Origin of the sequence: Pseudomonas sp. NFPP25 (assembly GCF_900116505.1) — a bacterium.
Taxonomy (GTDB): Bacteria; Pseudomonadota; Gammaproteobacteria; order Pseudomonadales; family Pseudomonadaceae; genus Aquipseudomonas; species Aquipseudomonas protegens.
Window position 1 is genome coordinate 564,615 of record NZ_FPBG01000003.1, and the last position, 22,296, is coordinate 586,910.

Sequence of the window (22,296 nt, forward strand, 5' to 3'; positions counted from 1 at the left end):
TTTTGACTTTGGTTGAACTAGCTTCCCCACTTCTTTTTCTTCAGTTGCCCAGCTTATGTCGCCTTTCAAAGGTCAAACCGGTCTTAAACGTATCCTTAACGCCGCCGGCTATTCGTTCGATGGCTTGCGCGCGGCGTTCACTGGCGAGGCGGCATTCCGTCAGTTGGTGCTGCTCAATGTGATCCTGATTCCCCTGAGCTTCCTGCTCAATGTCAGCCGGGTCGAGCGTGCGCTGTTGATCGCCGTGTGCCTGCTGGCGCTGATCGTCGAGCTGCTCAATTCGGCGGTGGAGGCGGCCATCGACCGCATCTCCCTGGATCGTCATCCCTTGTCGAAAAACGCCAAGGACATGGGCAGCGCGGCGCAGTTTGTCGCTCTGAGCATGATCACCATCGTCTGGGCAGTGATCCTGATCTGAATCAGGGAATGCTTGGCAGGACGATTTCGTCGCTGCGTTGCACCCCGGCGGTAAAGGCGCGACACAGTTCCAGGAATTCGCGCATGGCCGAGGTCTGGTACTTCTGCTTGTGCCAGATGAAGTAGAACTGCCGGGCCAGGTCCAGGCCCGGGGTTTCCACCGGCACCAGGCTGCCGCGGCGAAACGCATCGCGCAGGGCCAGCCGGGAAATGCAGCCAATCCCCAAACCCGACTCCACCGCACGCTTGATGGCTTCGGTGTGCTCCAACTCCAGGCGGATGTTCAGTGCACTGCGGTGGTGACGCATGGCCTGGTCAAAGGTCAGGCGTGTCCCGGAACCCTGTTCGCGAAGGATCCAGGCTTCACGGGTCAGTTCTTCCATGGTGGCGTGGCCGCGCTTGGCCAGTGGATGCTGGGGCGCGCAGAACACCACCAGTTCATCTTCGACCCAGGTCTGGACTTCGATATCCGGATGGCTGCAGTCGCCCTCGATTAGACCCAGATCAATTTCGTAGTGGGCCACCTGTTGCACGATATGCGCAGTGTTCTGCACATGGAGCTTCACCTGGCTCTCCGGGTGCACCTGCATGAAACTGCCGATCAGCAGGGTGGCCAGGTAGTTGCCGATGGTCAGGGTCGCACCCACCGAAAGCGAGCCGAACCCGGACTTGCCGTTGAGCAGGTCTTCGATCTCCTTGGCCTGGTCCAGCAGGGCCACTGCCTGTGGCAGCAGCTGTTTGCCCAGGGCATTGAGGCTCAGGCGCTTGCCCGCGCGATCGAACAGCTGGCAACTGGATTGGCGCTCGAGTTCGGTGATCGAGGTACTGGCGGCCGATTGCGACAGGGACAGCAGCCCCGCAGCACGAGAAACGCTCTCTTGCTGGGCGACGGCGACGAAGACTTGCAGTTGACGGAGAGTAAATCGCATATCGATATAACCGATAACCCTTATCTTAATAATCCAGTTAACAGATATTGTCGCCGCCATTAGAATGCTGTGCAATTGCGCTCATGGTCAGCGCAGGCAATTTCTAGGAGCCCCCGTACATGAGCAACATGAACCACGAGCGTGTCCTCAGTGTTCATCACTGGAATGACACTCTGTTCAGCTTCAAGTGCACCCGCGATCCGGGTCTGCGCTTCGAGAACGGTCAGTTCGTGATGATCGGCCTGCAACAGCCTAATGGCCGTCCGCTTATGCGTGCCTACTCCATTGCCAGCCCGAACTGGGAAGAGCATCTCGAATTCTTCAGCATCAAGGTTCCAGACGGTCCGTTGACTTCCCAACTGCAGCATCTGAAGGAAGGCGACGAGATCATCATCAGCAAGAAGCCAACCGGTACCCTGGTACTGGATGACTTGAAGCCCGGCAAACACCTGTACCTGCTCAGCACCGGCACCGGCCTGGCGCCGTTCATGAGCGTGATCCAGGATCCGGAAACCTACGAGCGTTTCGAAAAAGTGATCCTGTGCCACGGCGTACGCTACGTCAACGAAGTCGCCTACCGCGAGTTCATCACCGAGCACCTGCCGCAGAACGAGTTCTTCGGCGAAGCCTTGCGTGAAAAGCTGATCTACTACCCCACCGTGACCCGCGAGCCGTTCGAGAACGAAGGCCGCCTGACCGACCTGATGCGCAGCGGCAAACTGTTCCGCGACATCGGCCTGCCGCCGATCAACCCGCAGGACGATCGCGCCATGCTGTGCGGCAGCCCGAGCATGCTGGATGAAACCAGCGAAGTGCTCAACAGTTTTGGCCTGACCGTTTCGCCGCGCATGCGCGAGCCGGGTGACTACCTGATCGAGCGTGCATTCGTCGAAAAGTAGGAGCGAGCGTGCTCGCGAAGACCGCCCAGGCATTGCGTTCGTGCTGACTGGGCGGTTTCTGCCGGACACAGAAAAGCCCGCGTTGCCTGGAAAGGCAGCGCGGGCTTTTTCGTTTCCGGGGTTCAGCCCGCCGGGACCACTTCCAACACTCGGATCAGCCCTGGCTCGGGGTAATGCCAGCGCACATCCAGATCCCAGAACTGGGCGCCGTACTCACGCTCGGCCGTGGGCACCTGGTAGGCCGGACGCGGATCCTGAGCCAGGCACTGCTCGATCAGCTCCACCAGGGGCTCCTGCAGACGCTGAGCGTGGATCTGAGCCTGTTGCAGGGCATTGTCCTGCCACTGCACCGGAATAATCTGCGGCGCGGCGCTGGCGATCTCATTGCTCGCCGTGGCAATGATGTCGGCGTAGGGCACGTAGGGCTTGATATCGAGGATCGGCGTACCGTCCAGCAGGTCGATGCCGGAGATCCACAGGCGGTTGGCCTCGACCTTGTCCAGCTTGACCACCGACTGGCCGATTCCATTGGGGCGGTGGGTCGCACGGGTGGCGAAGACCCCCATGGACTTGTTGCCCCCCAGGCGCGGCGGGCGCACCTTGAGTCGCGGCTTGTCCTCCAGGGCCTGGTGAAACAGGAATAGCAGCCAGACGTGGCTGACCTGCTCCAGCCCTTGCACCGCGTCGCCCTGGTCGAAAGGCGCCACCAGTTCCAGCACCCCGCGCGCGGCCGGAGCCAGTTGCGGTTGGCGCGGGATGGCGAACTTCTCCTTGAAGCAGGAGCGCACGAAGCCGATGGGGGAAACGCTGTAGGTCATGTTCTGGGGTCGAGGCTGTAAGGGGAGGGCATGATAACCCGTTCGCTGGCAAGCCAGCTCCTACAACACCCGCGCCACCTGTAGGAGCCGGCTTGCCGGCGAATTGCACAACATCGATCAGAGACTGAAGCCGCCATCCAGAGGAATGATGTTGCCGGTCATGTAGGCCCCCGCAGTGCTTGCCAGGCTGATGGCCAGGGCGGCCATTTCCTCTTCCCGGCCCCAGCGTTTCATCGGGATCAGCGCCACGTCTTCGGCCAGGGCCTGTTCATCGTTACCGATGTGCTGGGTCATCTTGCTGGGAAAACGTCCCGGCGCGATGACATTGACGTTGATGTGCTGGCTCACCAGCTCCCGGGCGAGGATCCGCGACATCTGGTGCAGCGCCGCCTTGCTCGGGCCATAGGCGTAGGCCTGTTCGCCGAATGAGCTGATTCCGGCCACCGAGCCGATATTGATGATGCGCGCCGGATGGGCCGCCGAGCCGGCACGGCGCAGCAGCGGCAGCAACTGCTGGATACAGCTGAACACCGAAGTCACGTTCAATTGCATGACCTTTTCCCAACCCTTGGCCGGGTAGCTTTCCAGTGGCGCGCCCCAGGTCGTGCCGGCGTTGTTCACCAGGATGTCCAGGGAGTCGAGTTGCTGGCCCAAAGTGGCGGCAAGCTGCTGCACGCCTTCCTCACTGGCCAGGTTGGCGGCCAGCCCCCGGCACTCTCCGAATGCGGCCAGTTCCTCGGCGACCTGCTGGCAGGCGTCGGGATCACGGGCGCAGATATACACCCGGGCGCCGGCTTCGACAAAGGCCTTGGCAATCATCTTGCCGATACCACGGGTGCCGCCGGTCACCAGGGCGGTGCGGCCTTGCAGGGAGAAATAGGGATGCATGGGAAGTCCTGAGCAGATAGGTGTGTGCCTACCCTAGTCTTCAGGCGCTTGCCGGGGAGCCACTATTGCCTGGGGCAATAGCGGCTCATCAGGGCCGCTGAGAATGTACTGCGGCCGCGCGAGGGGTTCAGCCGCGTACGCGCAGGGTCAGGCCCTTGAGAAAGTTGCGCAGCAACTGATCGCCGCACGGGCGGTAGTTGGTGTGGCCGAACTTGCGGAACAGCGCGCTCAGCTCCGGCTTGGACACCGGGAATTCGGCCGCCTTGAGCACGGCGTGCATGTCGTCTTCCTTGAGTTCGAAGGCCACTCGCAGCTTCTTCAGGATGATGTTGTTGGTGACCGGCAGTTCGATCGGCAGCGGGGGACGGCTTTCGTCCTTGCCGCGCTTGAAGATCACCAGGCCATCGAGGAAGTGCGCCATGACTTCGTCCGGGCAATGCACAAAACCTTCTTCCTCATCCTTCTTCAGGTAGCTGACGACATCGTCCAGGCTGACCTTGAAACCGGTGAGCTTGATGATCTCGACGACCTTCTTGTCGCTGATGTCGAGCATGTAGCGCACGCTGCGCAGTACATCGTTATGAATCATGGTTACAGTCCTGATCAATGCGCGTGGAGCGCCGCGCAAGGGCACGGCGTCTGAATGGGGGCGGCTTTAGAACTTCTCTTTGGCCGACAGGTAGCGCCACTGGCCCAGCGGCACCTTGCCGATGGACACGCCGCCGACTCGTATGCGGCGGATGGCGACGACCTTGAGGCCGACGGCCTGGCAAAACAGCGCAATCACGCCCGGCTGCGGGTTCTTCATGGCGAAGCGCAGGCGGTTCTCGTTCTGCCAGCTGGCTTTTACCGGTGGCAGCTCGCGGCCTTTGTAGGTCAGGCCGTGGTTCAGGCGGTTGAGCCCGTGGTCGATCATCTCGCCTTCGACCTCGACCACGTATTCCTGCTCGATCTTGGCCGCGTCGGCAGTCAGCTTGCGCAGCACTTTCCAGTCCTGGGTGAACACCAGCAAGCCGCTGGCGTTGGGCTGCAGGTCATCGCTGGCGGTCAGGCGCAGGAAATGCCCGCGCAATGGACGTTTGCCGTAGCGGTGTTCTTCGGACAGGCTGTCGGCGCCAATGGACTGCATGGCGCTGTCCAGGTCCTGGCCGGCAGGCACGTTGAGCAGGATGGTCACAGGCTCCGGCGCGGTGGCCTTGGCCTCGGGGTCCAGAGCGACGGTTTGCGCGCCGACCTTGAACTGCGGTTCGTCGATGACTTCGCCGTCTACGGTGACCCAGCCGCCCTCGATGAACAGCTCAGCCTCCCGGCGGGAGCAGCCGACCAGTTCGATGAGGCGTTTGGAGAGACGAATCGGGTCAGTCATGACAGGGGCCGTAACAAAAGAGGGCAGCTATTGTACCTGCCTGGCGCCGGTTAATCGCGGGTCCATTTGCCGGCTGTGGCTTTTAGCCGCGCCTGGCCTGCAGTTGTGCCTGTTTCAGGCGCATGTGCAGCAGCGGGTAGGGCTGGCCCATGCCGTCCTGCTCCGAGCGCCCGACCACTTCGAAGCCTTGCCTGAAGTAGAAGCCCAGGGCTTGGGGGTTCTGCTCGTTGACGTCCAACTGCTGGGCATTGAGGTGTTCCACCGCGTACTGCAGCAGCTGGCGGCCCAGGCCTCGGCCCCGGTGGGCCGGGTCGATGAAGAGCATTTCCACCTTGCCCGCCGCGACCCCGGCAAACCCGGTGATGCGCTGGCGTGCATCGCGGGTGCAGATCAGCATCACTGCGTCCAGGTAGCGGGTCAGCACCAGTTTGCGCAGCAACTCTATATAGCTGTCCGGGAGAAAGTCGTGGGTGGCACGCACCGAGGCTTCCCAGACCTGGGTCAGTTCCGGGTAATCGCTGAGTTTGGGTGTATGCACGACCGAGTGTTGGCGCATGCCGCCTGCCCCTGAAGTGATAGGCCGCAGTGATTGCAGGCCTGGCAGAGCAAACGATAGACCGAAAAAAGCCCCGCATCTCGTGGCGAGAGCGGGGCTTGGCAGTTTTTTTACGCCTTACAGGGTTTCGGCCCAGAGGTCGTATTCGTCGGCGTCGGTCACCCGGCACCAGACCTTGTCACCCGGCTTCAGGTCGCCCGCACCGTCGATGAACACGTTGCCGTCGATTTCCGGGGCATCGAAGAAGCAGCGGCCCACGGCGCCATTCTCGTCGACTTCATCGATCAGCACTTCGATTTCCTTGCCGATGCGCTGTTGCAGGCGTGCCGAGCTGATTTCCTGCTGGTGCGCCATGAAGCGCTCCCAACGGTCCTGCTTGACCTCGTCCGGGACCACTTCCAGGTCCAGGTCGTTGGCCGGAGCGCCTTCCACCGGCGAGTACTGGAAGCAGCCGACGCGGTCCAGTTGGGCTTCGGTCAGCCAGTTCAGCAGGTACTGGAAGTCTTCTTCGGTTTCGCCCGGGAAGCCGACGATAAAGGTCGAACGGATGATCAGTTCAGGGCAGATCTCGCGCCAGTTCTTGATTCGCGCCAGGGTCTTGTCTTCGAAGGCCGGGCGTTTCATGGCCTTGAGCACTTTCGGGCTGGCATGCTGGAACGGGATGTCCAGGTACGGCAGGATCTTGCCGGCGGCCATCAGCGGAATCAGCTCGTCCACGTGCGGGTAGGGGTAGACGTAGTGCAGGCGAACCCATACGCCCAGGGTGCTCAGGGCTTCGCAGAGCTCGGTCATGCGGGTCTTCACCGGTGCGCCGTTCCAGAAGCCGGTGCGGTACTTGACGTCGACGCCATAGGCGCTGGTGTCCTGGGAGATCACCAGCAGTTCCTTGACCCCGGACTTGACCAGGCGCTGGGCTTCGTCGAGCACATCGCCCACCGGGCGGCTGACCAGCTTGCCGCGCATCGACGGGATGATGCAGAAGCTGCAGCTGTGGTTGCAGCCTTCGGAAATCTTCAGGTAGGCGTAGTGTCGCGGGGTCAGCTTGATGCCTTGCGGCGGCACCAGGTCGATCAGCGGGTTGTGGTCCTGTTTCGGTGGCACCACTTCGTGCACGGCGTTGACCACCTGCTCGTACTGTTGCGGGCCGGTGACCGCCAGCACGCTAGGGTGCACGTCACGGATATTGCCTTCTTCCACGCCCATGCAGCCGGTGACGATGACCTTGCCGTTTTCCTTGATGGCTTCGCCGATCACTTCCAGGGATTCGGCCTTGGCCGAGTCGATGAAACCGCAGGTGTTGACCACCACGACGTCGGCGTCCTGGTAGGTGGAGACCACGTCATAGCCTTCCATGCGCAGTTGAGTGAGGATGCGCTCGGAGTCGACCAGAGCTTTTGGGCAACCCAGGGATACGAAGCCGACTTTCGGGTTGGCCGGCGCGGAGGGGGTGGACATGTCTAACCTCGGTATTGGGTGTCGAGCCACTTGGGGGGCAAGTGCGACGGTTGGGCGCTGGCTGCGCCTCTGATCAAAAAGTGCGCAATTCTAGCGATGGTCGAAGCGCTTGACCAGCTTTATGCGGGGGAAATACGACGAGCGCTGGACTATGCTTCGTCCCGTTATGCCCGGTTGCTTTCATACGGTGTTAGTTGGTGCCTTAGTGGTAATAAGAATCTGCAAATTACATGGCAAACTGCGCAACTTAAGAGAATAGCGCTTGTATAACCTTGCGCTTTCTATATAAGAAGCCCCGGTCTTGAGTAGTAGGAGTCATTGATGGGTCAGGCAAGTAGTCAGGCGGCGAGTGGCGAGCACTCCGGGGGCAAGCCTCTGGGGATGCTGGTGGCGGCGGTCGGGGTGGTGTATGGCGATATCGGCACCAGTCCGCTCTACACCCTCAAGGAGGTGTTTGCCGGCCATTATGGAGTTCAGGTCAATCACGACGGGGTGTTTGGCATCCTGGCCCTGATTTTCTGGTCGTTGGTCTGGGTCGTCTCGATCAAGTACGTGCTGTTCGTCCTGCGGGCCGACAACCAGGGCGAGGGCGGCATCATGGCCCTGACCGCGCTGGCCAGGCGCGCTTCCGGTTCCTATCCGCGCTTGCGTTCGATGCTGGTGATTCTGGGCCTGATCGGGGCGGCGCTGTTCTATGGCGACAGCATGATCACCCCGGCGATTTCCGTGCTGTCGGCGGTAGAGGGCCTGGAGCTGGCATTCAGCGGCCTGGAACACTGGGTGGTGCCAATGGCGCTGGTGGTACTGGTGGCCTTGTTCCTGATCCAGAAACACGGCACTGATCGCATCGGCAAGCTGTTTGGCCCGGTGATGGTGGCCTGGTTCGTGGTTCTGGGCGGGCTGGGGGTCAATGGCATTCTCCAGCACCCGGAAGTGCTGCAGGCGTTGAACCCGATGTGGGGCGTGCGCTTCTTCATTGTCCATCCGGGCATGGGGGTCGCCATCCTCGGGGCGGTGGTTCTGGCATTGACCGGTGCCGAAGCCTTGTACGCCGATATGGGGCACTTCGGGCGCAAGCCCATTGCCCGGGCCTGGTTCGCCCTGGTGTTGCCGGCGCTGGTGCTGAACTACTTCGGCCAGGGCGCGCTGCTGCTGGAAAACCCTGAAGCCGCCCGCAACCCCTTCTACCTGCTGGCGCCGAGCTGGGCCCTGATTCCGCTGGTGGTGCTGGCCACCCTGGCCACGGTGATCGCGTCCCAGGCGGTGATTTCCGGGGCTTTCTCCCTGACTCGTCAGGCGATCCAGCTGGGTTACATCCCGCGGATGCACATTCAGCACACCTCCAGCGCCGAACAGGGGCAGATCTACATCGGCGCGGTGAACTGGGCGCTGATGGTGGGTGTGATCCTGCTGGTGCTCGGTTTCGAGTCCTCCGGTGCCCTGGCTTCGGCCTACGGCGTGGCAGTGACCGGGACCATGCTGATCACCAGCATCCTGGTGTCGGCGGTGATCCTGCTGCTGTGGAAGTGGCCGCCGATGCTGGTGGTGCCGCTCCTGGTGGGTTTCCTGCTGGTGGACGGGCTGTTCTTCGCCGCCAACGTGCCGAAGATCTTCCAGGGCGGCGCCTTCCCGGTACTGGCGGGGATCGTGCTGTTCATCCTCATGACCACCTGGAAGCGCGGCAAGGAATTGCTGGTGGATCGCTTGGACGAAGGCGGGCTGCCGCTGCCAATCTTTATCAGCAGCATCCGCGTACAGCCGCCGCATCGGGTGCAGGGCACTGCCGTGTTCCTCACCGCCCGTCCAGACGCCGTGCCCCACGCCTTGCTGCACAACCTGCTGCATAATCAGGTGCTGCACGAACAAGTGGTGCTGTTGACGGTGGTCTACGAGGACATTCCACGAGTGCCTGCAAATCGGCGCTTCGAGGTGGATTCCTACGGCGAAGGTTTCTTCCGGGTGATCCTGCACTTCGGCTTCACTGACGAGCCGGATGTACCGGAAGCCCTGAAATTGTGCCACCTGGATGAACTGGACTTCAGCCCGATGCGGACCACCTACTTCCTCAGCCGCGAGACGGTGATCGCCTCCAAGCTGGTGGGCATGGCCCGCTGGCGCGAAGCGCTGTTCGCCTTCATGTTGAAGAACGCCAACGGCAACCTGCGCTTCTTCAAGCTGCCGGTGAACCGGGTGATCGAGCTGGGCACCCAGGTCGAGATGTAACCCCGAGCCAACAAAAGCCCCCGCTGCCGAAAGGCAACGGGGGCTTTTTCGTTTCACGGCCCTGTAGGAGCGAGCTTGCTCGCGATAACGGACCGGCCATCGATATCGATGCTAATGACGGGACGGTTTCTCCCGGAGCTCACCGGCCCCGAGATCGCCCTTGGTCGTTACGCGGCTAACGCCTGCACCACATCGTCCACCACCGCCTTGCCCATGGCGCTCAGGTAGTACGCTGCCCAGGCGTGACGATCGCTGTCCTTGCTGTAGGCGGCGTCCTTGGCAAAGGCCTTGGCCAGGGGCGGCAGGTCGGAGGCTTCCCACAAACCTAATCCGTCCCCAATCAGTGAGGGCATTTGTACCGTCGATGTAAAAAAGCCCCCGCAACCTGAGGCTGCGGGGGCTTTGTCGGGCGAGGCTCGGCTCACTCTTGAGCGGTGGCCTGATCCTTGGCCTGGCGCTTCTCGATGGCATCCACCAGGCGCTTGGCCAGTGCCGGGTAGTTCTCATCGAAGTGATGGCCCCCTGGCAGCTTCATGGCTTCACCAACGGCGGTCTTGTCGGTGCAACCGCTTTCATCGACCTCTTCCACGCCGTAGATGCACACCACCTTGGCGGCCGGCAGCTTGGCCATTTCCGGGCCGGTAGCGGCTTCCTTGCCGGCGTTGCCCAGCCAGCCTTCGACTTCGATCTCGAAGCTGCCGGTGCGGGCGAAGGCCAGCAGGATAATGGCGTCGACACGCTGCTGCTCGGCTTCCGGCAGGCGGTTGTAGATGGCAGGCAGCACGTCGGCGCCGAAGGAGTAGCCGGTCAGCACGAAGCGCTTGGTGCCCCATTTCTGCCGGTAGTGCTGCATCAGCTCGGTGAGGTCGATGGCGCTCTGTTCCGGGGTCTTGTGCTGCCAGTAGTAGCGCAGGGTGTCGATGCCCACCACCGGGTAGCCGATCTTGGCCATCTCGCCGGCCACGTCGCGGTCCAGGTCGCGCCAGCCGCCGTCGCCGGAGAGGAACAGGGTCACGGTGTCCTTGGCCTGGCCGGCCGGCACTTCCACCACGGGGATGCTCAGGCCGCCGTTTTCCGAACCCACCAGCAGCTTGCGCAGCTCGTTGTTCAGCACCTGGGGCAGGTGGATGTCGTAGTCGCTGATGCTGGTGGTGGCGTTGGGGGTATCACGCACGAAGCCGGCGCTTTCGTCATCCGGGTTGTCGTTCCAGGCCACCAGCCAATGGCCGTGGGCCAGGGTCTTGGGCAAGGGATCGGTGCAGCCGGGCGCCGGGTTGATGGTGAAGCCTACCGACACGGCCTGGGCCTTGTCGTCGTTCTGGCTGGCGATCCAGCGCCAGGCCAGGGCTGCGCCCGGGCCGATGCCGCTGACCAGGGTGGCCGGGCCGGCGAGTTGCGGCAGGGCGTTCTGCAGGGCTTGTTCCTGCAGCTTGCAGTCGTCCTTGGGCAGGACCACCTGGACGATCTGCGCCGCGCCGCTGCGGCTCAGGGCCAGCAGTTGCTTGTCGGTCAGGGTCGAATCAGGCAGCACCGCCACCACCACCCGGGCCTTGGCCTTGGCGCCTGGGGTCACTCGGGTCAGGGTCGAGCCGTCGGCCTGGGCCAGTTGTTCTAGGGTCGGTTCAGGGGCGGGGCGGTTCCACCACCAGTAGCCACCACCCGCAAGCAAAGCCAGTACCACCAGTGTGGCCAGCAGATACCGCCAAGAGCGTTGAATCATCAGCGTTTCACCAATCCAGTCAGGCCGCCTGCGATCAGGGCGGCGGTGTCGGCCAGTGCCACCAGCGGGTCGAGCCCGGCCGGCACGGCCATGTAACGGGGTTCCCAGTCGGGCTGGAACTTGTCTTTGAAGCGGCGCAAGCCTTGGAAGTTATACAGTTGCTCGCCACGGCGGAAGACCATCGAGCCGAGGCGTTGGGTCAGCGGCGCGCCACGCCGGGGTTGCAGGCCGGACAGCGGCACCATGCCCAGGCTGAAGCGGGCGTATCCATGATTTTTATAATGCTGGATCAGGCCGACCATCATGAACTCCATGGTCAGCTTCGGCGCGTCCGGGTGCGCGCGCATCAAGTCGAGACTGGCCAGGTCATGGCTGTAGGTCTCGAGCAGGTTGGCGAAGGCCACCGGGCGTCCTTCAAAACGGATGATGGCGATGCGGAAGTGCTTGAGGTAGTCGTCGCTGAAGCGCCCCAGGGAGAAGCCTTTCTCGCGGACATTCTTGCCGGTCAGCCAGGCATCTGAGATCACTTTCAGCTCGTCCATCGGCGCTTGCCCCGGCTCGTGGATCTCCAGCGACAGGCCGTCGCGGGTGCCGCGGTTCCAGGTGTAGCGCAGGTCCTTCATCTCCTTGCCCTTGGCTTCCAGATCAAAGCGCTTGAGGTCGACCCGGGCTTCTTCGCCGAGCTTGATCGCGGTCAGGCCGATGTCCATGTAGTAGGGCAGGTTTTCCGCCCGTACCTGGTAGAACACCGGGCGCGCGTGGTGCACGTCGCACAGGTCGCGGAACTGCCAGATCATTTCCGCGCGTTGCTGGGTCGGGCCGATGGGGTCGTACAGCGCCACCAGGCTGCGGCCGCGGCGGGCGTACATGAGGAAGGCGTCGTCGTTGGGGTGGAACAGCAGCGCCTTGTCGCCGGTCAGGGCCAGTCCGCCATCGGGTTGGGACGAGGCCATGAGGATCTTCGCAGCTTTGTCCAGCTCCTCGCTGGTGGGCAGGTGGATGACTGGGCGTGCGGTACGCAGCAGCCAGGTCAGGGACACCACCAGCAACAGCACCGCAGCTCCCAACAGCGAGCGCAGGCCCCGGGGGGCGTCGGCGTCGAGGGTGAACTGCCACCACAGTTGGTGGCTGTAGGGCACGTCCTGATAGGCGAACAGCAGCAGCCAGATGGAGGCCCCGAGCACGCAGACGCTGGCCACCAGGTACAGCGGCGAGAAGGGCAGTTCGGTGAGGCGGCTGGGGCGATAGAACGAGCGGCGGAACACGGCCAGCAGGCTGGCGGTGAGGGTCATCAGGCAGGCTTCTTCCCAGTCAAAACCCTTGAGCAGGGAGAGCAGGGCACCCACCAGCAAGAGAATTGTGGTCAGCATCCAGGCCGCCGACAGGCGCCGACGCAGGCCCTGGGCCAGCAGCAGGCAGAGCACGCCGATCAGGCTGGCGCCGAAGTGCGAGGCATCCACCAGGCGATGGGGAATCAGGAAACCGATGTGTTGCAGGCGGGTATCGATTTCCGGGGTGGCGCCGGAAAACAGCAGCACCACACCGGAGAGGAACACCAGCACCGCGAGGATCGGAGCGGCCAGGCCGGATGCCACCCGCAGCGATTGGCGGGTCTGGAACAGGCGCTGGGCTTCGTTGATCAGCAGCAGGACGCAGGCCACCAGCATCGGCAGCACCACGTAGATCAATCGGTACAACAGCAGTGCCGCAGCCAGGGGCGCGGCACCGAGCTTGTCGGCGAAGGCCGCCAGCAGGATGGCTTCGAACACCCCGACGCCGCCGGGCACGTGGCTGAGCACACCTGCGGCCAGGGCCAGCAGGTACACCAGCAGGAAGGCGCCGAACGGCGGTGCTTCGGGCAGCAGCAGATAAAGCACTGTGGCGGCCGCAGCGACGTCCAGGGCGGTGATGATCAGTTGCAGGAAGGTCAGGCGGCGTCCGGGCAGGCGCAGGGTGCGGCGGCCGACGCGCACCAGCAGGTTGTCGCGCAGGGGCTGTTCCGGCAGGCGCCGGCGATAGATACCGACCGCCAGTACCGCGCCCAGCAGAAGAATAGCCAGGGCAATGCCGGCCAGCAGGCTTTCAGGCAGGCGCAGGGCCGCCGAGGCTGCCGGCAAGTTGCTCAGGGTGGCCAGGGCCGCCAGCGGTGGCAAGGCACAACCCAGAGAGAGGCTGGCAAACAGGGTCATGTGCGCGACGTCGGAGGCCCCCAGCCCGTGACGTGCGTACAGGCGATAACGTACCGATCCACCGGACAGCAGCGACAGACCAATGGCGTTGCCAATGGCGAAAGCGGTGAAGCCGCCCAGGGCCAGGGTGCGGCCGGGCAGGTTGACCCCGGCATAGCGGCTGGCGGACCACTCGTAGCCCAGCAGGATGATGAAGCCGACGATGGTCGCGCCCAGGGCGCCGAGCAGGGCCGGCTTGGGCACGTCGAGGATCGAGTCGTGCAGTGCGTAGAAGTCCAGCTCGCTGAGCAGGTGGCGACAGGCGATCAGGGCAATGGCGAACAGCAGCAGGGTCACGGCCAGGCCCAGCGGCTGGCGGTATTTGCTCAACAGGTCCAGCCAGCGCAAGCGAGTGACTGTAATGGGTTGAGTGGCGGTAGCAGTATCGGCGTCTTGTGAATCAGACATGTTGGCGCGCATCAATCACCTCGTGGATTGTGCGCGACAGGATGGGGGTATCCAGCCAAGTTACCAATCCCTGTAGAAAAAATAATTTCAAATATTAACGCGTCTCACCGTGGCCCGGCGAGCCTGCGCGATCAACGCAAGGTGGTTGCCCCGAGACAGAGCATAGCTTGCATGGTGAAGAGTCGACGCGCTGCTAAAGGTTCGCAACACATTGCCAGATCATTGTTGCGAAAGGACTTTTTCAACAGATACAAAAAAGGCCACTCTTTCGAGCAGCCTTTTTTGATGTTTGGTTGCGGGAGCCGGATTTGAACCGACGACCTTCGGGTTATGAGCCCGACGAGCTACCAGACTGCTCCATCCCGCGTCTGTGTGGCGGCATTCTACAGGCGAACGACCGAGTGTCAACCGTTAATGGTCCAATAGGTCAAATAAACGTCGAATGGCCAGTTCTGTCTCTTAAGTCATCGACAGCTAAAGAGTTTTGCCTGTGCCATGTTTGAGAGGGAGTAGTACAAAACAGGCACGCACAAAAAAGGCCACTCTTTCGAGTAGCCTTTTTTGATGTTTGGTTGCGGGAGCCGGATTTGAACCGACGACCTTCGGGTTATGAGCCCGACGAGCTACCAGACTGCTCCATCCCGCGTCTGTGTGGCCGAATTCTACAGAGCTGGCAGATCCTGTCAATCATTAAATTTTGAAAATTGCTTCCGGTTCAATCGCTTAGCTTCCTTGAAGGGGCTTTTCGGAAGGCTCGGGCCTAGCTAGAACGGGGCTTGCAGCTCTATTGAAGGTGTTGTTGTCATTGAGCAAATAAATTCAGCCGGGCCTGATGAAGATCAGCGCGAAGATGCAAGGTACTGGTGCTATATACAGGTGTCGGTAGATACTTGCCTTCTGCTTTCATTGCGACCTGTGCCTTCCATGATCTCTGCCTTTATATGATGCAGCGCAAAATCATCCACATTGACTGCGATTGCTTCTACGCCGCCATCGAAATGCGCGATGCCCCGCACCTGGCCAGCAAGCCGCTGGCGGTGGGCGGGTCTGCGGATCGACGGGGGGTGATTGCTACTTGCAATTATGAGGCGCGGGCCTATGGGGTGCGCTCGGCCATGTCCTCCCGGCACGCCCTGACCCTGTGCCCGGACCTGGTGATCGTCAAGCCGCGTATGGAAGCCTATCGGGAAGCCTCCAAAGAGATCCATACGATCTTTCGCGACTACACCGAACTGATCGAGCCCTTGTCGCTGGACGAGGCCTACCTGGATGTTTCCGAAAGCCCGAGCTTTGCCGGCAGCGCCACGCGTATCGCCCAGGACATTCGCCGTCGGGTTTCCAATCAGTTGCACATCACCGTGTCGGCCGGGGTGGCGCCGAACAAATTCCTGGCGAAGATCGCCAGTGACTGGAAAAAGCCCAACGGTCTGTTTGTGATCACCCCTGACCAGGTGGAGGATTTCGTCTCCGAGCTGCCAGTGAGCAAGCTGCACGGCGTGGGCAAGGTTACGGCGGACAAGCTGGGGCGCCTGGGCATTGTCGACTGCCTGCAATTGCGGGACTGGAGCAAGCTGGCGCTGGCGCGCGAGTTCGGCAGTTTTGGCGAGCGCCTGTGGAGCCTGGCCCGGGGCATCGATGAGCGGCCAGTGCAGAACGATAGCCGGCGGCAGTCGATCAGCGTGGAGAATACCTACGACGTGGACCTGCCGGATCTGGACAGTTGCCTGCAGAAATTGCCGGAACTGATGGAGACCCTGGCGGGGCGCATGGCGCGCATCGACAGCAGCTACCGGCCGGGCAAGCCTTTCGTCAAAGTGAAGTTTCATGATTTTACCCAGACCACCCTGGAGCAGGCGGGGGCGGGGCGTGACCTGGAGAGTTATCGGCAATTGCTGACCCAGGCCTTCAAACGCGGCGGCAAGCCGGTGCGCCTGCTGGGAATTGGCGTGCGTTTGCAGGATATGCGCGGCGCTCATGAACAGCTGGAGCTGTTCCGAGGGGGGGTGTAGGGGCTGGCCGGTTGCGATCCATCCGAGGCATCGCTTTCGCCGGCAAGCCGGCTCCTACAGGGGGTCAGTTGCTGCCGGGGTCGGCCACCAGGCGGCCGGCATTCTTGGTCAGGGACTTGAGGAACTCGTTCTGCAGCTCCGGATCGTTGCGGGTCAGCTCGATCAGGCTTTGCTCCAGTTCGCTGGCTTCTTCCTCCAGGCCTAGCTCCGACAGGCGCTTGACCCGGTGCACCCACTGGCTCACCTCATCATCTTCCAGGTCGTCATAGATCAGTGCATGGGCTTCCTGCAACTTGCTGCGCAGGCCGCTGCTGATGCTCAGGGAGGAGTCCGAATGCACTTCGTCCTGAGCGTCTTCGACACTGATCTGCAGCTTGCCGATGTGATTCAGGTCCTGCTCGGAAAACGGATTGTCCAGCAGGTTCAAGCGCAGCACGCCGTTGCGGTCGGTGCTCAGCTCGTAGGTCTGCTTGCCGGCCTTGACCTGCACCGGACGCTCGCTCCATGGCAGGCTCGAATACTCCAGGCGCTTGTCGCGCTGGACTTCATCGATGGCTGCCAGGTTCTGCTGGGCACGGCCATGGGACGGCATGTTCATGAACGGGTTGAGTCCGGACACGCCGTAGCTGATCCAGTCCTTGGTCACGCTGTCCGGCAGGTTGCCCAGGGCGAACACATTGACCACATTGGCCCCGACGCCCGCCACCAGTGCCACCGCGCCCAGCGGGATCTCGTAGATCTCGCGCCAGGGTTGGTAGGGCGTGTAGCGATCGTAGCGGCGGGTGACCTCGAACTCGGTGACTTCGAAGGTCTTCTGTTCGTGAATGCGCACTCGGCGTTGCGGCAGCTCAAGCACCTTAGGCTCACCGACATCGATCTGCAGGCTGTGATCGAGCAGTTTGCGCTCGACACGTTCCTCGTGTTCGCTGCGTTGCGACATCTGGTTGGCACAGCCGCTGACCAGCAGGGCGCCGCATAAAGCGGCGCCCCCGAGGCTTAAGGTGTTTCGCTTGAACATGACTTCTCTATCTGGTTTCAGCGACGGATACGGGCTTGAAGGAAGGACAGTACGTCGGCCACGGGCAGTGCTTGCGCCTCGGCTTCGGTACGGCTCTTGTATTCCAGGTTGCCTTCGGCGAGGCCGCGGTCGCTGACCACGATCCGGTGAGGAATGCCGATCAGCTCCATGTCCGCGAACTTGATGCCCGGGCTGGTCTTCTTGTCACGATCGTCCAGCAGCACTTCGAAGCCGGCAGCGGTGAGTTCCGAGTAGAGCTTGTCGGTGGCTTCGCGAACCTGCTCGGTTTCGTAGCGCAGTGGCACCAGGGCAATCTGGAACGGCGCCAGGGTGTCGCTCCAGATGATGCCGTTGGCATCGTTGTTCTGCTCGATGGCAGCAGCCACCACACGGGATACGCCAATGCCGTAGCAACCCATTTCCAGGGTCACCGGCTTGCCGTTTTCGCCCAGCACTTCGCACTTCATCGCCTTGCTGTACTTGTTGCCCAGCTGGAAGATGTGCCCGACTTCGATGCCGCGCTTGATTTCCAGGGTGCCCTTGCCGTCCGGGCTCGGGTCGCCGGCCACCACGTTACGCAGGTCGGCCACGGTCGGAACCGGCAGATCGCGTTCCCAGTTGACGCCGAAGTAGTGCTTGTCGTCGATGTTCGCACCGATACCGAAGTCGCTCATCAGCTCGACCGAGCGGTCGATGATGATCGGCAGCGGCAGGTTCAGCGGGCCGAGGGAACCGGCGCCGGCGCCAATGGCGTCACGCAGTTCGGCATCGGACGCCATGACCAGCGGGCTAGCAACGCCAGGCTGGTTGGCGGCCTTGATTTCGTTGAGTTCGTGGTCGCCACGGATGATCAGGGCAATCAGCTTGCCTGGCTCTTCGGCGTGGACGATCAGGGTCTTGATGGTCTTTTCAATCGGCAGATTGAATTTTTCCACCAGCGCGGCAATGGTCTTGGTGTCTGGCGTATCGACCAGGCGCAGTTCTTCGGCTGGCGCTGGGCGCGAGGTTTCGCGAGGCACGGCCTCGGCTTTCTCGATGTTCGCCGCGTAGTCGGAGCCGTTGCTGAAGACGATATCGTCTTCACCGGATTCGGCCAGCACGTGGAATTCGTGGGAGCCGGCGCCGCCGATGGAGCCGTTGTCCGCTTCAACCGGGCGGAACTTCAGGCCCAGGCGGGTGAAGACATTGCAATAAGCCTGGTGCATGCGGTCGTAGGTGACCTGCAAGGACGCCTGGTCGGCGTGGAAGGAGTAGGCGTCCTTCATGATGAACTCGCGGCCGCGCATCAGACCGAAGCGTGGGCGGATTTCATCGCGGAATTTGGTCTGGATCTGGTACAGGTTCAGCGGCAGCTGCTTGTAGCTGCTCAGCTCGTTGCGAGCCAGATCGGTGATCACTTCTTCGTGGGTCGGGCCGGCGCAGAAATCGCGACCGTGACGGTCTTTGAAGCGCAGCAGCTCCGGGCCGTATTCTTCCCAGCGACCGGATTCCTGCCACAGCTCAGCCGGCTGAGTGCTCGGCATCAACACTTCAAGCGCGCCCGCGGCGTTCATTTCTTCGCGAACGATGGCTTCAACCTTGCGCATCACCCGCAAGCCCATCGGCAGCCAGGTGTACAGGCCGGAAGCCAGTTTACGGATCATGCCGGCGCGCAGCATCAGCTGATGGCTGATCACGACCGCGTCGGAAGGCGTTTCTTTCTGTGTGGCGAGCAAATATTGACTGGTGCGCATGGTAGGCCGTTGTCGGTTGCTGAAGACTGGAAGTGACGGAGCATTGTACGGGCGAGTTCCGCTGGCGTACAGGATTGCGCTCGGAGGGGCCGGGGGCTACTGCGAAAAGTGCGCAACCCCCGGGATTTTCTAGGATTCTTCGCCGACTGCGGTGCTGTTGGCGGAGCTTTCGGGCTCGGGTTTCGGCCCGGCGCGGCGGCTCTCCTGGAACCAGTGAATGGCGATCAGGATCAGTGTCGGCACCCCGAGGATCGCGGTGATGAGAAAGAAGTCGTGATAGCCGAACTTTTCCACCATGACCCCGGAATAGCCGCCGATCAGGCGCGGCAGCAGCAGCATGATGGAACTGAGCAGGGCGTACTGGGTGGCGGAGAACTTGAGGTTGGTCAGGCTCGACAGGTAGGCGACGAAGGCTGAAGTGGCCATGCCTGAACTGAAGTTGTCCAGGGAAATGGTGACGATCAGCATCTTCAGGTTGGGGCCCATGTCGGCAAGCATGAGGAACAGCAGGTTGGTCCCGGCCGATGCAGCGCCGCCGATGAACAGGATCGGCAGGATGCCGAACCGCACGATCAGCAGGCCGCCCATGCCGGCGCCGAGCAGGGTCATGATCAGCCCGAAGATCTTGCTGACCCCGGCGATCTGGTCTTTGGTGAAACCCTGGTCGATGTAGAACACGTTGGCCATGACGCCCATGACCGTGTCCGACATGCGATAGGTGGCAATCAGCCCCAATAGCAGAAAGGCTTGCCAGCGATAGCGCAGGATGAAGTCGTTGACCGGCGTCAGCACCGGCGCCAGGCCCCGGCGGCCCATGGCCGAGAGGCACAGGGTGCTGAGGGTGATGTAGAGGATGGCCCGCAGGAAGGCGCGGTCTTCCAGCAGCAGGTCCAGCAGGCTGACGCCGTCGAAGATCACGCTGGCGAAGTCGGTGTTGTACAGCTGGGTAAAGGTGGCGGGGACGGAAACCAGTAGCACGATCAGCACGAATACCGAGATCAACTGGTGAGCGAAGCTGTAGCGCCCGGCGGACAGTTGGGTGCGCAGCGGCACCGCGGGTTCACGCATCAGCAAGGTGGTGATCAGGGCCGGGATCATCAGCACCCCGAACAGCACGTAGGTGCCGGTCCAGGCCGAGTGCTTGTAGCTGAAACCGGTGGAGCCGAAGCCTTCGGCGAAAAACAGTGCGCCGGCAGTGGCCAGCAGCACGGCAACCCGATAGCCGGACATGTAACTGGCGGCAAGGGCGGCCTGGCGGCTGTCGTCGGCGATTTCCAGGCGGTAGGCGTCGATGGCGATGTCCTGGGTGGCCGAGGCGAATGCCACGATCACCGCAATGGCAATCAGCCAGGAAAGGTGCTTTTGCGGGTCGCAGAAACCCATGCCGATCAGGCCGAGAATCACCAGGGTCTGCGCCAGCACCAGCCAGGAGCGACGTCGACCGAGCTTGCCCAGGAGGGGCAGGCGCCATTGGTCGAGCAAGGGCGACCATACCCACTTGAAGGCATAGGCCAGGCCGATCAGGCTGGCGTAACCGATGGTTTCACGGGCCACACCGGCCTCGCGCAACCACACCGAAAGAGTCGAGAACACCAGCATGTAAGGCATGCCGGCGGCGAAACCAAGCAGCAACAGCACGAGCGTCGAGGGGCTGGCATAGGCGGCAAGTGCGGCGCGCCAGGTTTTACGGGGCATGGGCTGAAGTCTGCCTCAGATTACGGAAACAAAGCGCGCACTCTAACCGCTGTGCTCCACCGGGCGCCAGCCATGGCGCTGAATATCCACGCGATTGTTCAGGATAGAGACACCTTCGCCACGTAGTCTGGCCCGCTGCTCGTCGCCCGAGGGACTGCCGGCCGGCAAGCTCAGGCGACCACCGGCGCCGAGCACTCGATGCCAGGGCAGGCTGGTGTCAGGGGGCAACTGGCTGAGGGTGCGCCCGACCCAGCGTGCCGCCCGCCCCAGGCCTGCCATCTCCGCCAGTTGGCCGTAGCTCACCACCCTGCCTTCGGGGACCTGGGCCAGGGTCAGGTACAGCGCCGTACGTCGGATCTGTGCAGGGCTTTGCGGCTCTTCGCTGTGTTCGGTCACATTCGCGGTTCCAGATAATAGAGGAGGGACGCTGGTCGGCTGTGGTGATCAAAGCCGGATGAGTATTGAACTCACTCTCAATACCCGGGTCAGTCCTGACTAAGGCTTGTTCAGCAGGAATAATGCCGTTTTTTTTCGCAAGATCGAGTCCTCTATTGCTTATGTTGCCTAGAACTTTGCTGTGTTTCGCGGTGCTCAGCGCCTCCATGCCTGTATTGGCCGATACCGTGTGGTTGAAGAACGGTGATCGCCTGAGTGGCAAGATCAAGGTGTTCGACGGCGGCAAGCTGTTGATCCAGACCGACTATGGCGGCGCCATCAATATTGACTGGAAGCAGGTCAAGACTCTGGAGAGCGACCAGGAGCTGCTGGTCAAGCAGGATGCCTACACCGGGGAGAAGGCCAAGTCGCTGCAGGCGGCGGACGAAGGCAAGGTGATCCTGGCCAACGGCGAGGCGCCCAAGACGGTGGAGCTGGCGAGCATCCAGCAGATCATGAAGCCCAAGCCGCTGGTGGAGGACATGGTCTGGAAAGGCAACGTCGATGTGGCCATGGACTACAAGCGCGCCGAAAAGAACACCGATGACTACGACATCGACTTCAAGACCTCGGCGCGTCACGGGGCCTGGCGCCACAATGCCCAGGGCGAATACAACCGTGAGTTCCAGGATCATGTGGTGACTACGGACAATTGGAGCGCCGAGTACGCTCTGGACCGTTTCATCACGGAAAAGTGGTTCTGGGAAGGGCGCCTGACCTACAAGCGGGACAAGGTCGAGGACCTGGCGCGGCAGCGGGTGGTGGGTACCGGCCCCGGCTACCAGTTCTGGGATGATGAGCTGGGTGCGTTCTCCCTGGGCTCGCTGCTCAACCGTACCGATTACGAGTACGCCGATGGCGGCAAGGACAACTTCTATTCCCTGGCGATGAAGTGGGACTACAACCGTTACCTGATCGGCAAGCGGGTGGAGTTCTTCACCAATGGCGAGGTGGGGCGGCCGCTTTCGGGGGTGGCCGACTATGCACTGGATGCCGAGATGGGGCTGCGCTACAAGGTCACCGACTGGGCTTCGTTGAACCTCAAGGCGGAAAAAGACCTGATCCGCGGTACCGAAGACAGCGATCTGGACAAGACCCGCTACACCGTGGGCTTTGGCGTGACCTGGTAACCCGGGACGCATGGGCGTCTTTTCAACGAGGGCGCCGACAAAAGTGACGGGCACAAAAAAGCCCCGCTGTTGAGGGCGGGGCTTTTTTACTGGATCAGTACAAGTTAGATAACTTGAACTTCTTCAGCTTGCATGCCTTTCTGACCGCGGGTAGCGATGAAAGAAACCTGTTGGCCTTCTTTCAGGCTTTTGAAGCCGTCGGATTGGATAGCTTTGAAGTGTACGAACAGGTCGTCACCGGATTGTGGAGTGATGAAGCCGAAGCCTTTTTCATCGTTGAACCACTTAACGGTACCGGTTTGGCGATTAGACATGGTGTATCTCCTTGGACAAAGTTAACTGCGACTCAGGAAAAGCCCTGGCCGAGAC

General features: G+C 61.9%; 19 protein-coding genes, 2 tRNA genes and 1 pseudogene. 5 read left to right on the forward strand and 17 right to left on the reverse strand.

The annotated features are described in order from the left end of the window. Positions 1-55 precede the first annotated feature (55 nt). The gene (locus BM382_RS14630; protein ID WP_011059587.1) at positions 56-418 is read left to right on the forward strand and encodes a diacylglycerol kinase; all 363 of its coding nucleotides are present in this window, start codon (positions 56-58) and stop codon (positions 416-418) included. 1 nt (position 419) lies between these two features. Here the strand turns inward: BM382_RS14630 and BM382_RS14635 are convergent, their stop codons facing one another. After that, on the reverse strand, positions 420-1,346 hold the full coding sequence (locus BM382_RS14635) for a LysR family transcriptional regulator (protein WP_072443168.1): 927 nt from the start codon (positions 1,344-1,346) through the stop codon (positions 420-422). Positions 1,347-1,465: 119 nt separating this feature from the next. Here BM382_RS14635 and fpr point away from each other — a divergent pair, with 119 nt between their 5' ends. After that, positions 1,466-2,245, forward strand: coding sequence for a ferredoxin-NADP reductase (gene fpr / locus BM382_RS14640; protein ID WP_003198368.1), 780 nt, complete (start codon positions 1,466-1,468; stop codon positions 2,243-2,245). A 122-nt stretch (positions 2,246-2,367) separates the two neighbouring features. Here the strand turns inward: fpr and tsaA are convergent, their stop codons facing one another. The 6 genes from tsaA to rimO form a co-directional block, all read right to left on the reverse strand. Further along, positions 2,368-3,063, reverse strand: a complete 696-nt coding sequence (gene tsaA / locus BM382_RS14645) for a tRNA (N6-threonylcarbamoyladenosine(37)-N6)-methyltransferase TrmO (RefSeq protein WP_072443170.1) — start codon at positions 3,061-3,063, stop codon at positions 2,368-2,370. Between the two features lie 117 nt (positions 3,064-3,180). Beyond that, positions 3,181-3,951, reverse strand: a complete 771-nt coding sequence (locus tag BM382_RS14650) for an SDR family oxidoreductase (RefSeq protein WP_053149360.1) — start codon at positions 3,949-3,951, stop codon at positions 3,181-3,183. 127 nt (positions 3,952-4,078) lie between these two features. Then, entirely contained in the window at positions 4,079-4,540 is a 462-nt protein-coding gene (locus BM382_RS14655; protein ID WP_072443171.1) for a YehS family protein, read from the reverse strand. A gap of 66 nt (positions 4,541-4,606) precedes the next feature. Next, on the reverse strand, positions 4,607-5,317 hold the full coding sequence (locus BM382_RS14660; RefSeq protein WP_015634380.1) for an rRNA pseudouridine synthase: 711 nt from the start codon (positions 5,315-5,317) through the stop codon (positions 4,607-4,609). Positions 5,318-5,399: 82 nt separating this feature from the next. Continuing rightward, entirely contained in the window at positions 5,400-5,873 is a 474-nt protein-coding gene (locus BM382_RS14665) for a GNAT family N-acetyltransferase (RefSeq protein WP_015634381.1), read from the reverse strand. A gap of 117 nt (positions 5,874-5,990) precedes the next feature. After that, positions 5,991-7,328, reverse strand: a complete 1,338-nt coding sequence (rimO, locus tag BM382_RS14670; RefSeq protein WP_011059594.1) for a 30S ribosomal protein S12 methylthiotransferase RimO — start codon at positions 7,326-7,328, stop codon at positions 5,991-5,993. A 321-nt stretch (positions 7,329-7,649) separates the two neighbouring features. On the opposite strand from rimO, the gene BM382_RS14675 reads away from it, so the two are divergent. After that, the gene (locus BM382_RS14675; protein WP_019096071.1) at positions 7,650-9,551 is read left to right on the forward strand and encodes a potassium transporter Kup; all 1,902 of its coding nucleotides are present in this window, start codon (positions 7,650-7,652) and stop codon (positions 9,549-9,551) included. A 167-nt stretch (positions 9,552-9,718) separates the two neighbouring features. Here the strand turns inward: BM382_RS14675 and BM382_RS14680 are convergent. From BM382_RS14680 to BM382_RS14700, 5 genes and pseudogenes are all read right to left on the reverse strand, one after another. Continuing rightward, a pseudogene (locus tag BM382_RS14680) lies at positions 9,719-9,874 on the reverse strand (DUF3077 domain-containing protein); the annotation flags it as partial. A 98-nt stretch (positions 9,875-9,972) separates the two neighbouring features. Continuing rightward, the gene (locus BM382_RS14685) at positions 9,973-11,271 is read right to left on the reverse strand and encodes a virulence factor family protein (RefSeq protein WP_072443175.1); all 1,299 of its coding nucleotides are present in this window, start codon (positions 11,269-11,271) and stop codon (positions 9,973-9,975) included. After that, positions 11,271-13,907, reverse strand: a complete 2,637-nt coding sequence (gene mprF / locus BM382_RS14690; protein WP_239690411.1) for a bifunctional lysylphosphatidylglycerol flippase/synthetase MprF — start codon at positions 13,905-13,907, stop codon at positions 11,271-11,273. The genes BM382_RS14685 and mprF overlap by 1 nt, the downstream gene beginning before the upstream one ends. A 290-nt stretch (positions 13,908-14,197) precedes the next feature. After that, positions 14,198-14,274, reverse strand: a tRNA-Met gene (locus BM382_RS14695). Between the two features lie 202 nt (positions 14,275-14,476). Then, a tRNA-Met gene (locus BM382_RS14700) sits at positions 14,477-14,553 on the reverse strand. A 295-nt stretch (positions 14,554-14,848) separates the two neighbouring features. Between BM382_RS14700 and dinB the strand changes: the two genes are divergently transcribed. Beyond that, positions 14,849-15,916 (forward strand): DNA polymerase IV, encoded by a 1,068-nt coding sequence (gene dinB / locus BM382_RS14705; protein ID WP_072443179.1) that lies wholly within the window; start codon positions 14,849-14,851, stop codon positions 15,914-15,916. A 64-nt stretch (positions 15,917-15,980) separates the two neighbouring features. Here dinB and BM382_RS14710 read toward each other — a convergent pair whose 3' ends face one another. From BM382_RS14710 to BM382_RS14725, 4 genes are all read right to left on the reverse strand, one after another. Then, positions 15,981-16,934, reverse strand: a complete 954-nt coding sequence (locus tag BM382_RS14710; RefSeq protein WP_011059599.1) for a hypothetical protein — start codon at positions 16,932-16,934, stop codon at positions 15,981-15,983. Between the two features lie 17 nt (positions 16,935-16,951). Next, complete coding sequence (locus BM382_RS14715) at positions 16,952-18,667, reverse strand: proline--tRNA ligase (RefSeq protein ID WP_011059600.1); 1,716 nt, start codon at positions 18,665-18,667, stop codon at positions 16,952-16,954. Between the two features lie 129 nt (positions 18,668-18,796). After that, the gene (locus BM382_RS14720) at positions 18,797-20,362 is read right to left on the reverse strand and encodes an AmpG family muropeptide MFS transporter (RefSeq protein ID WP_011059601.1); all 1,566 of its coding nucleotides are present in this window, start codon (positions 20,360-20,362) and stop codon (positions 18,797-18,799) included. 42 nt (positions 20,363-20,404) lie between these two features. Then, positions 20,405-20,758, reverse strand: coding sequence for an MGMT family protein (locus tag BM382_RS14725; protein WP_011059602.1), 354 nt, complete (start codon positions 20,756-20,758; stop codon positions 20,405-20,407). Positions 20,759-20,919: 161 nt separating this feature from the next. Here BM382_RS14725 and BM382_RS14730 point away from each other — a divergent pair, with 161 nt between their 5' ends. Then, on the forward strand, positions 20,920-21,927 hold the full coding sequence (locus BM382_RS14730) for a DUF481 domain-containing protein (RefSeq protein WP_026020131.1): 1,008 nt from the start codon (positions 20,920-20,922) through the stop codon (positions 21,925-21,927). A 104-nt stretch (positions 21,928-22,031) separates the two neighbouring features. Here the strand turns inward: BM382_RS14730 and BM382_RS14735 are convergent, their stop codons facing one another. After that, positions 22,032-22,241 (reverse strand): cold-shock protein, encoded by a 210-nt coding sequence (locus BM382_RS14735; protein ID WP_002554837.1) that lies wholly within the window; start codon positions 22,239-22,241, stop codon positions 22,032-22,034. Positions 22,242-22,296: the final 55 nt, after the last annotated feature.

What these genes read in the sequence shown, in the direction of transcription:
- BM382_RS14650 (WP_053149360.1), bottom strand. Translation starts at nt 3,951, where the DNA reads ATGCATCCCTATTTCTCCCTGCAAGGCCGCACCGCCCTGGTGACCGGC.
- BM382_RS14630 (WP_011059587.1), top strand. Translation starts at nt 56, where the DNA reads ATGTCGCCTTTCAAAGGTCAAACCGGTCTTAAACGTATCCTTAACGCC.
- fpr (WP_003198368.1), top strand. Translation starts at nt 1,466, where the DNA reads ATGAGCAACATGAACCACGAGCGTGTCCTCAGTGTTCATCACTGGAAT.
- BM382_RS14730 (WP_026020131.1), top strand. Translation starts at nt 20,920, where the DNA reads ATGTTGCCTAGAACTTTGCTGTGTTTCGCGGTGCTCAGCGCCTCCATG.
- dinB (WP_072443179.1), top strand. Translation starts at nt 14,849, where the DNA reads ATGATGCAGCGCAAAATCATCCACATTGACTGCGATTGCTTCTACGCC.
- BM382_RS14735 (WP_002554837.1), bottom strand. Translation starts at nt 22,241, where the DNA reads ATGTCTAATCGCCAAACCGGTACCGTTAAGTGGTTCAACGATGAAAAA.
- BM382_RS14665 (WP_015634381.1), bottom strand. Translation starts at nt 5,873, where the DNA reads ATGCGCCAACACTCGGTCGTGCATACACCCAAACTCAGCGATTACCCG.
- BM382_RS14675 (WP_019096071.1), top strand. Translation starts at nt 7,650, where the DNA reads ATGGGTCAGGCAAGTAGTCAGGCGGCGAGTGGCGAGCACTCCGGGGGC.
- BM382_RS14655 (WP_072443171.1), bottom strand. Translation starts at nt 4,540, where the DNA reads ATGATTCATAACGATGTACTGCGCAGCGTGCGCTACATGCTCGACATC.
- tsaA (WP_072443170.1), bottom strand. Translation starts at nt 3,063, where the DNA reads ATGACCTACAGCGTTTCCCCCATCGGCTTCGTGCGCTCCTGCTTCAAG.
- BM382_RS14710 (WP_011059599.1), bottom strand. Translation starts at nt 16,934, where the DNA reads ATGTTCAAGCGAAACACCTTAAGCCTCGGGGGCGCCGCTTTATGCGGC.
- BM382_RS14660 (WP_015634380.1), bottom strand. Translation starts at nt 5,317, where the DNA reads ATGACTGACCCGATTCGTCTCTCCAAACGCCTCATCGAACTGGTCGGC.
- BM382_RS14715 (WP_011059600.1), bottom strand. Translation starts at nt 18,667, where the DNA reads ATGCGCACCAGTCAATATTTGCTCGCCACACAGAAAGAAACGCCTTCC.
- rimO (WP_011059594.1), bottom strand. Translation starts at nt 7,328, where the DNA reads ATGTCCACCCCCTCCGCGCCGGCCAACCCGAAAGTCGGCTTCGTATCC.
- mprF (WP_239690411.1), bottom strand. Translation starts at nt 13,907, where the DNA reads ATGTCTGATTCACAAGACGCCGATACTGCTACCGCCACTCAACCCATT.
- BM382_RS14685 (WP_072443175.1), bottom strand. Translation starts at nt 11,271, where the DNA reads ATGATTCAACGCTCTTGGCGGTATCTGCTGGCCACACTGGTGGTACTG.
- BM382_RS14635 (WP_072443168.1), bottom strand. Translation starts at nt 1,346, where the DNA reads ATGCGATTTACTCTCCGTCAACTGCAAGTCTTCGTCGCCGTCGCCCAG.
- BM382_RS14720 (WP_011059601.1), bottom strand. Translation starts at nt 20,362, where the DNA reads ATGCCCCGTAAAACCTGGCGCGCCGCACTTGCCGCCTATGCCAGCCCC.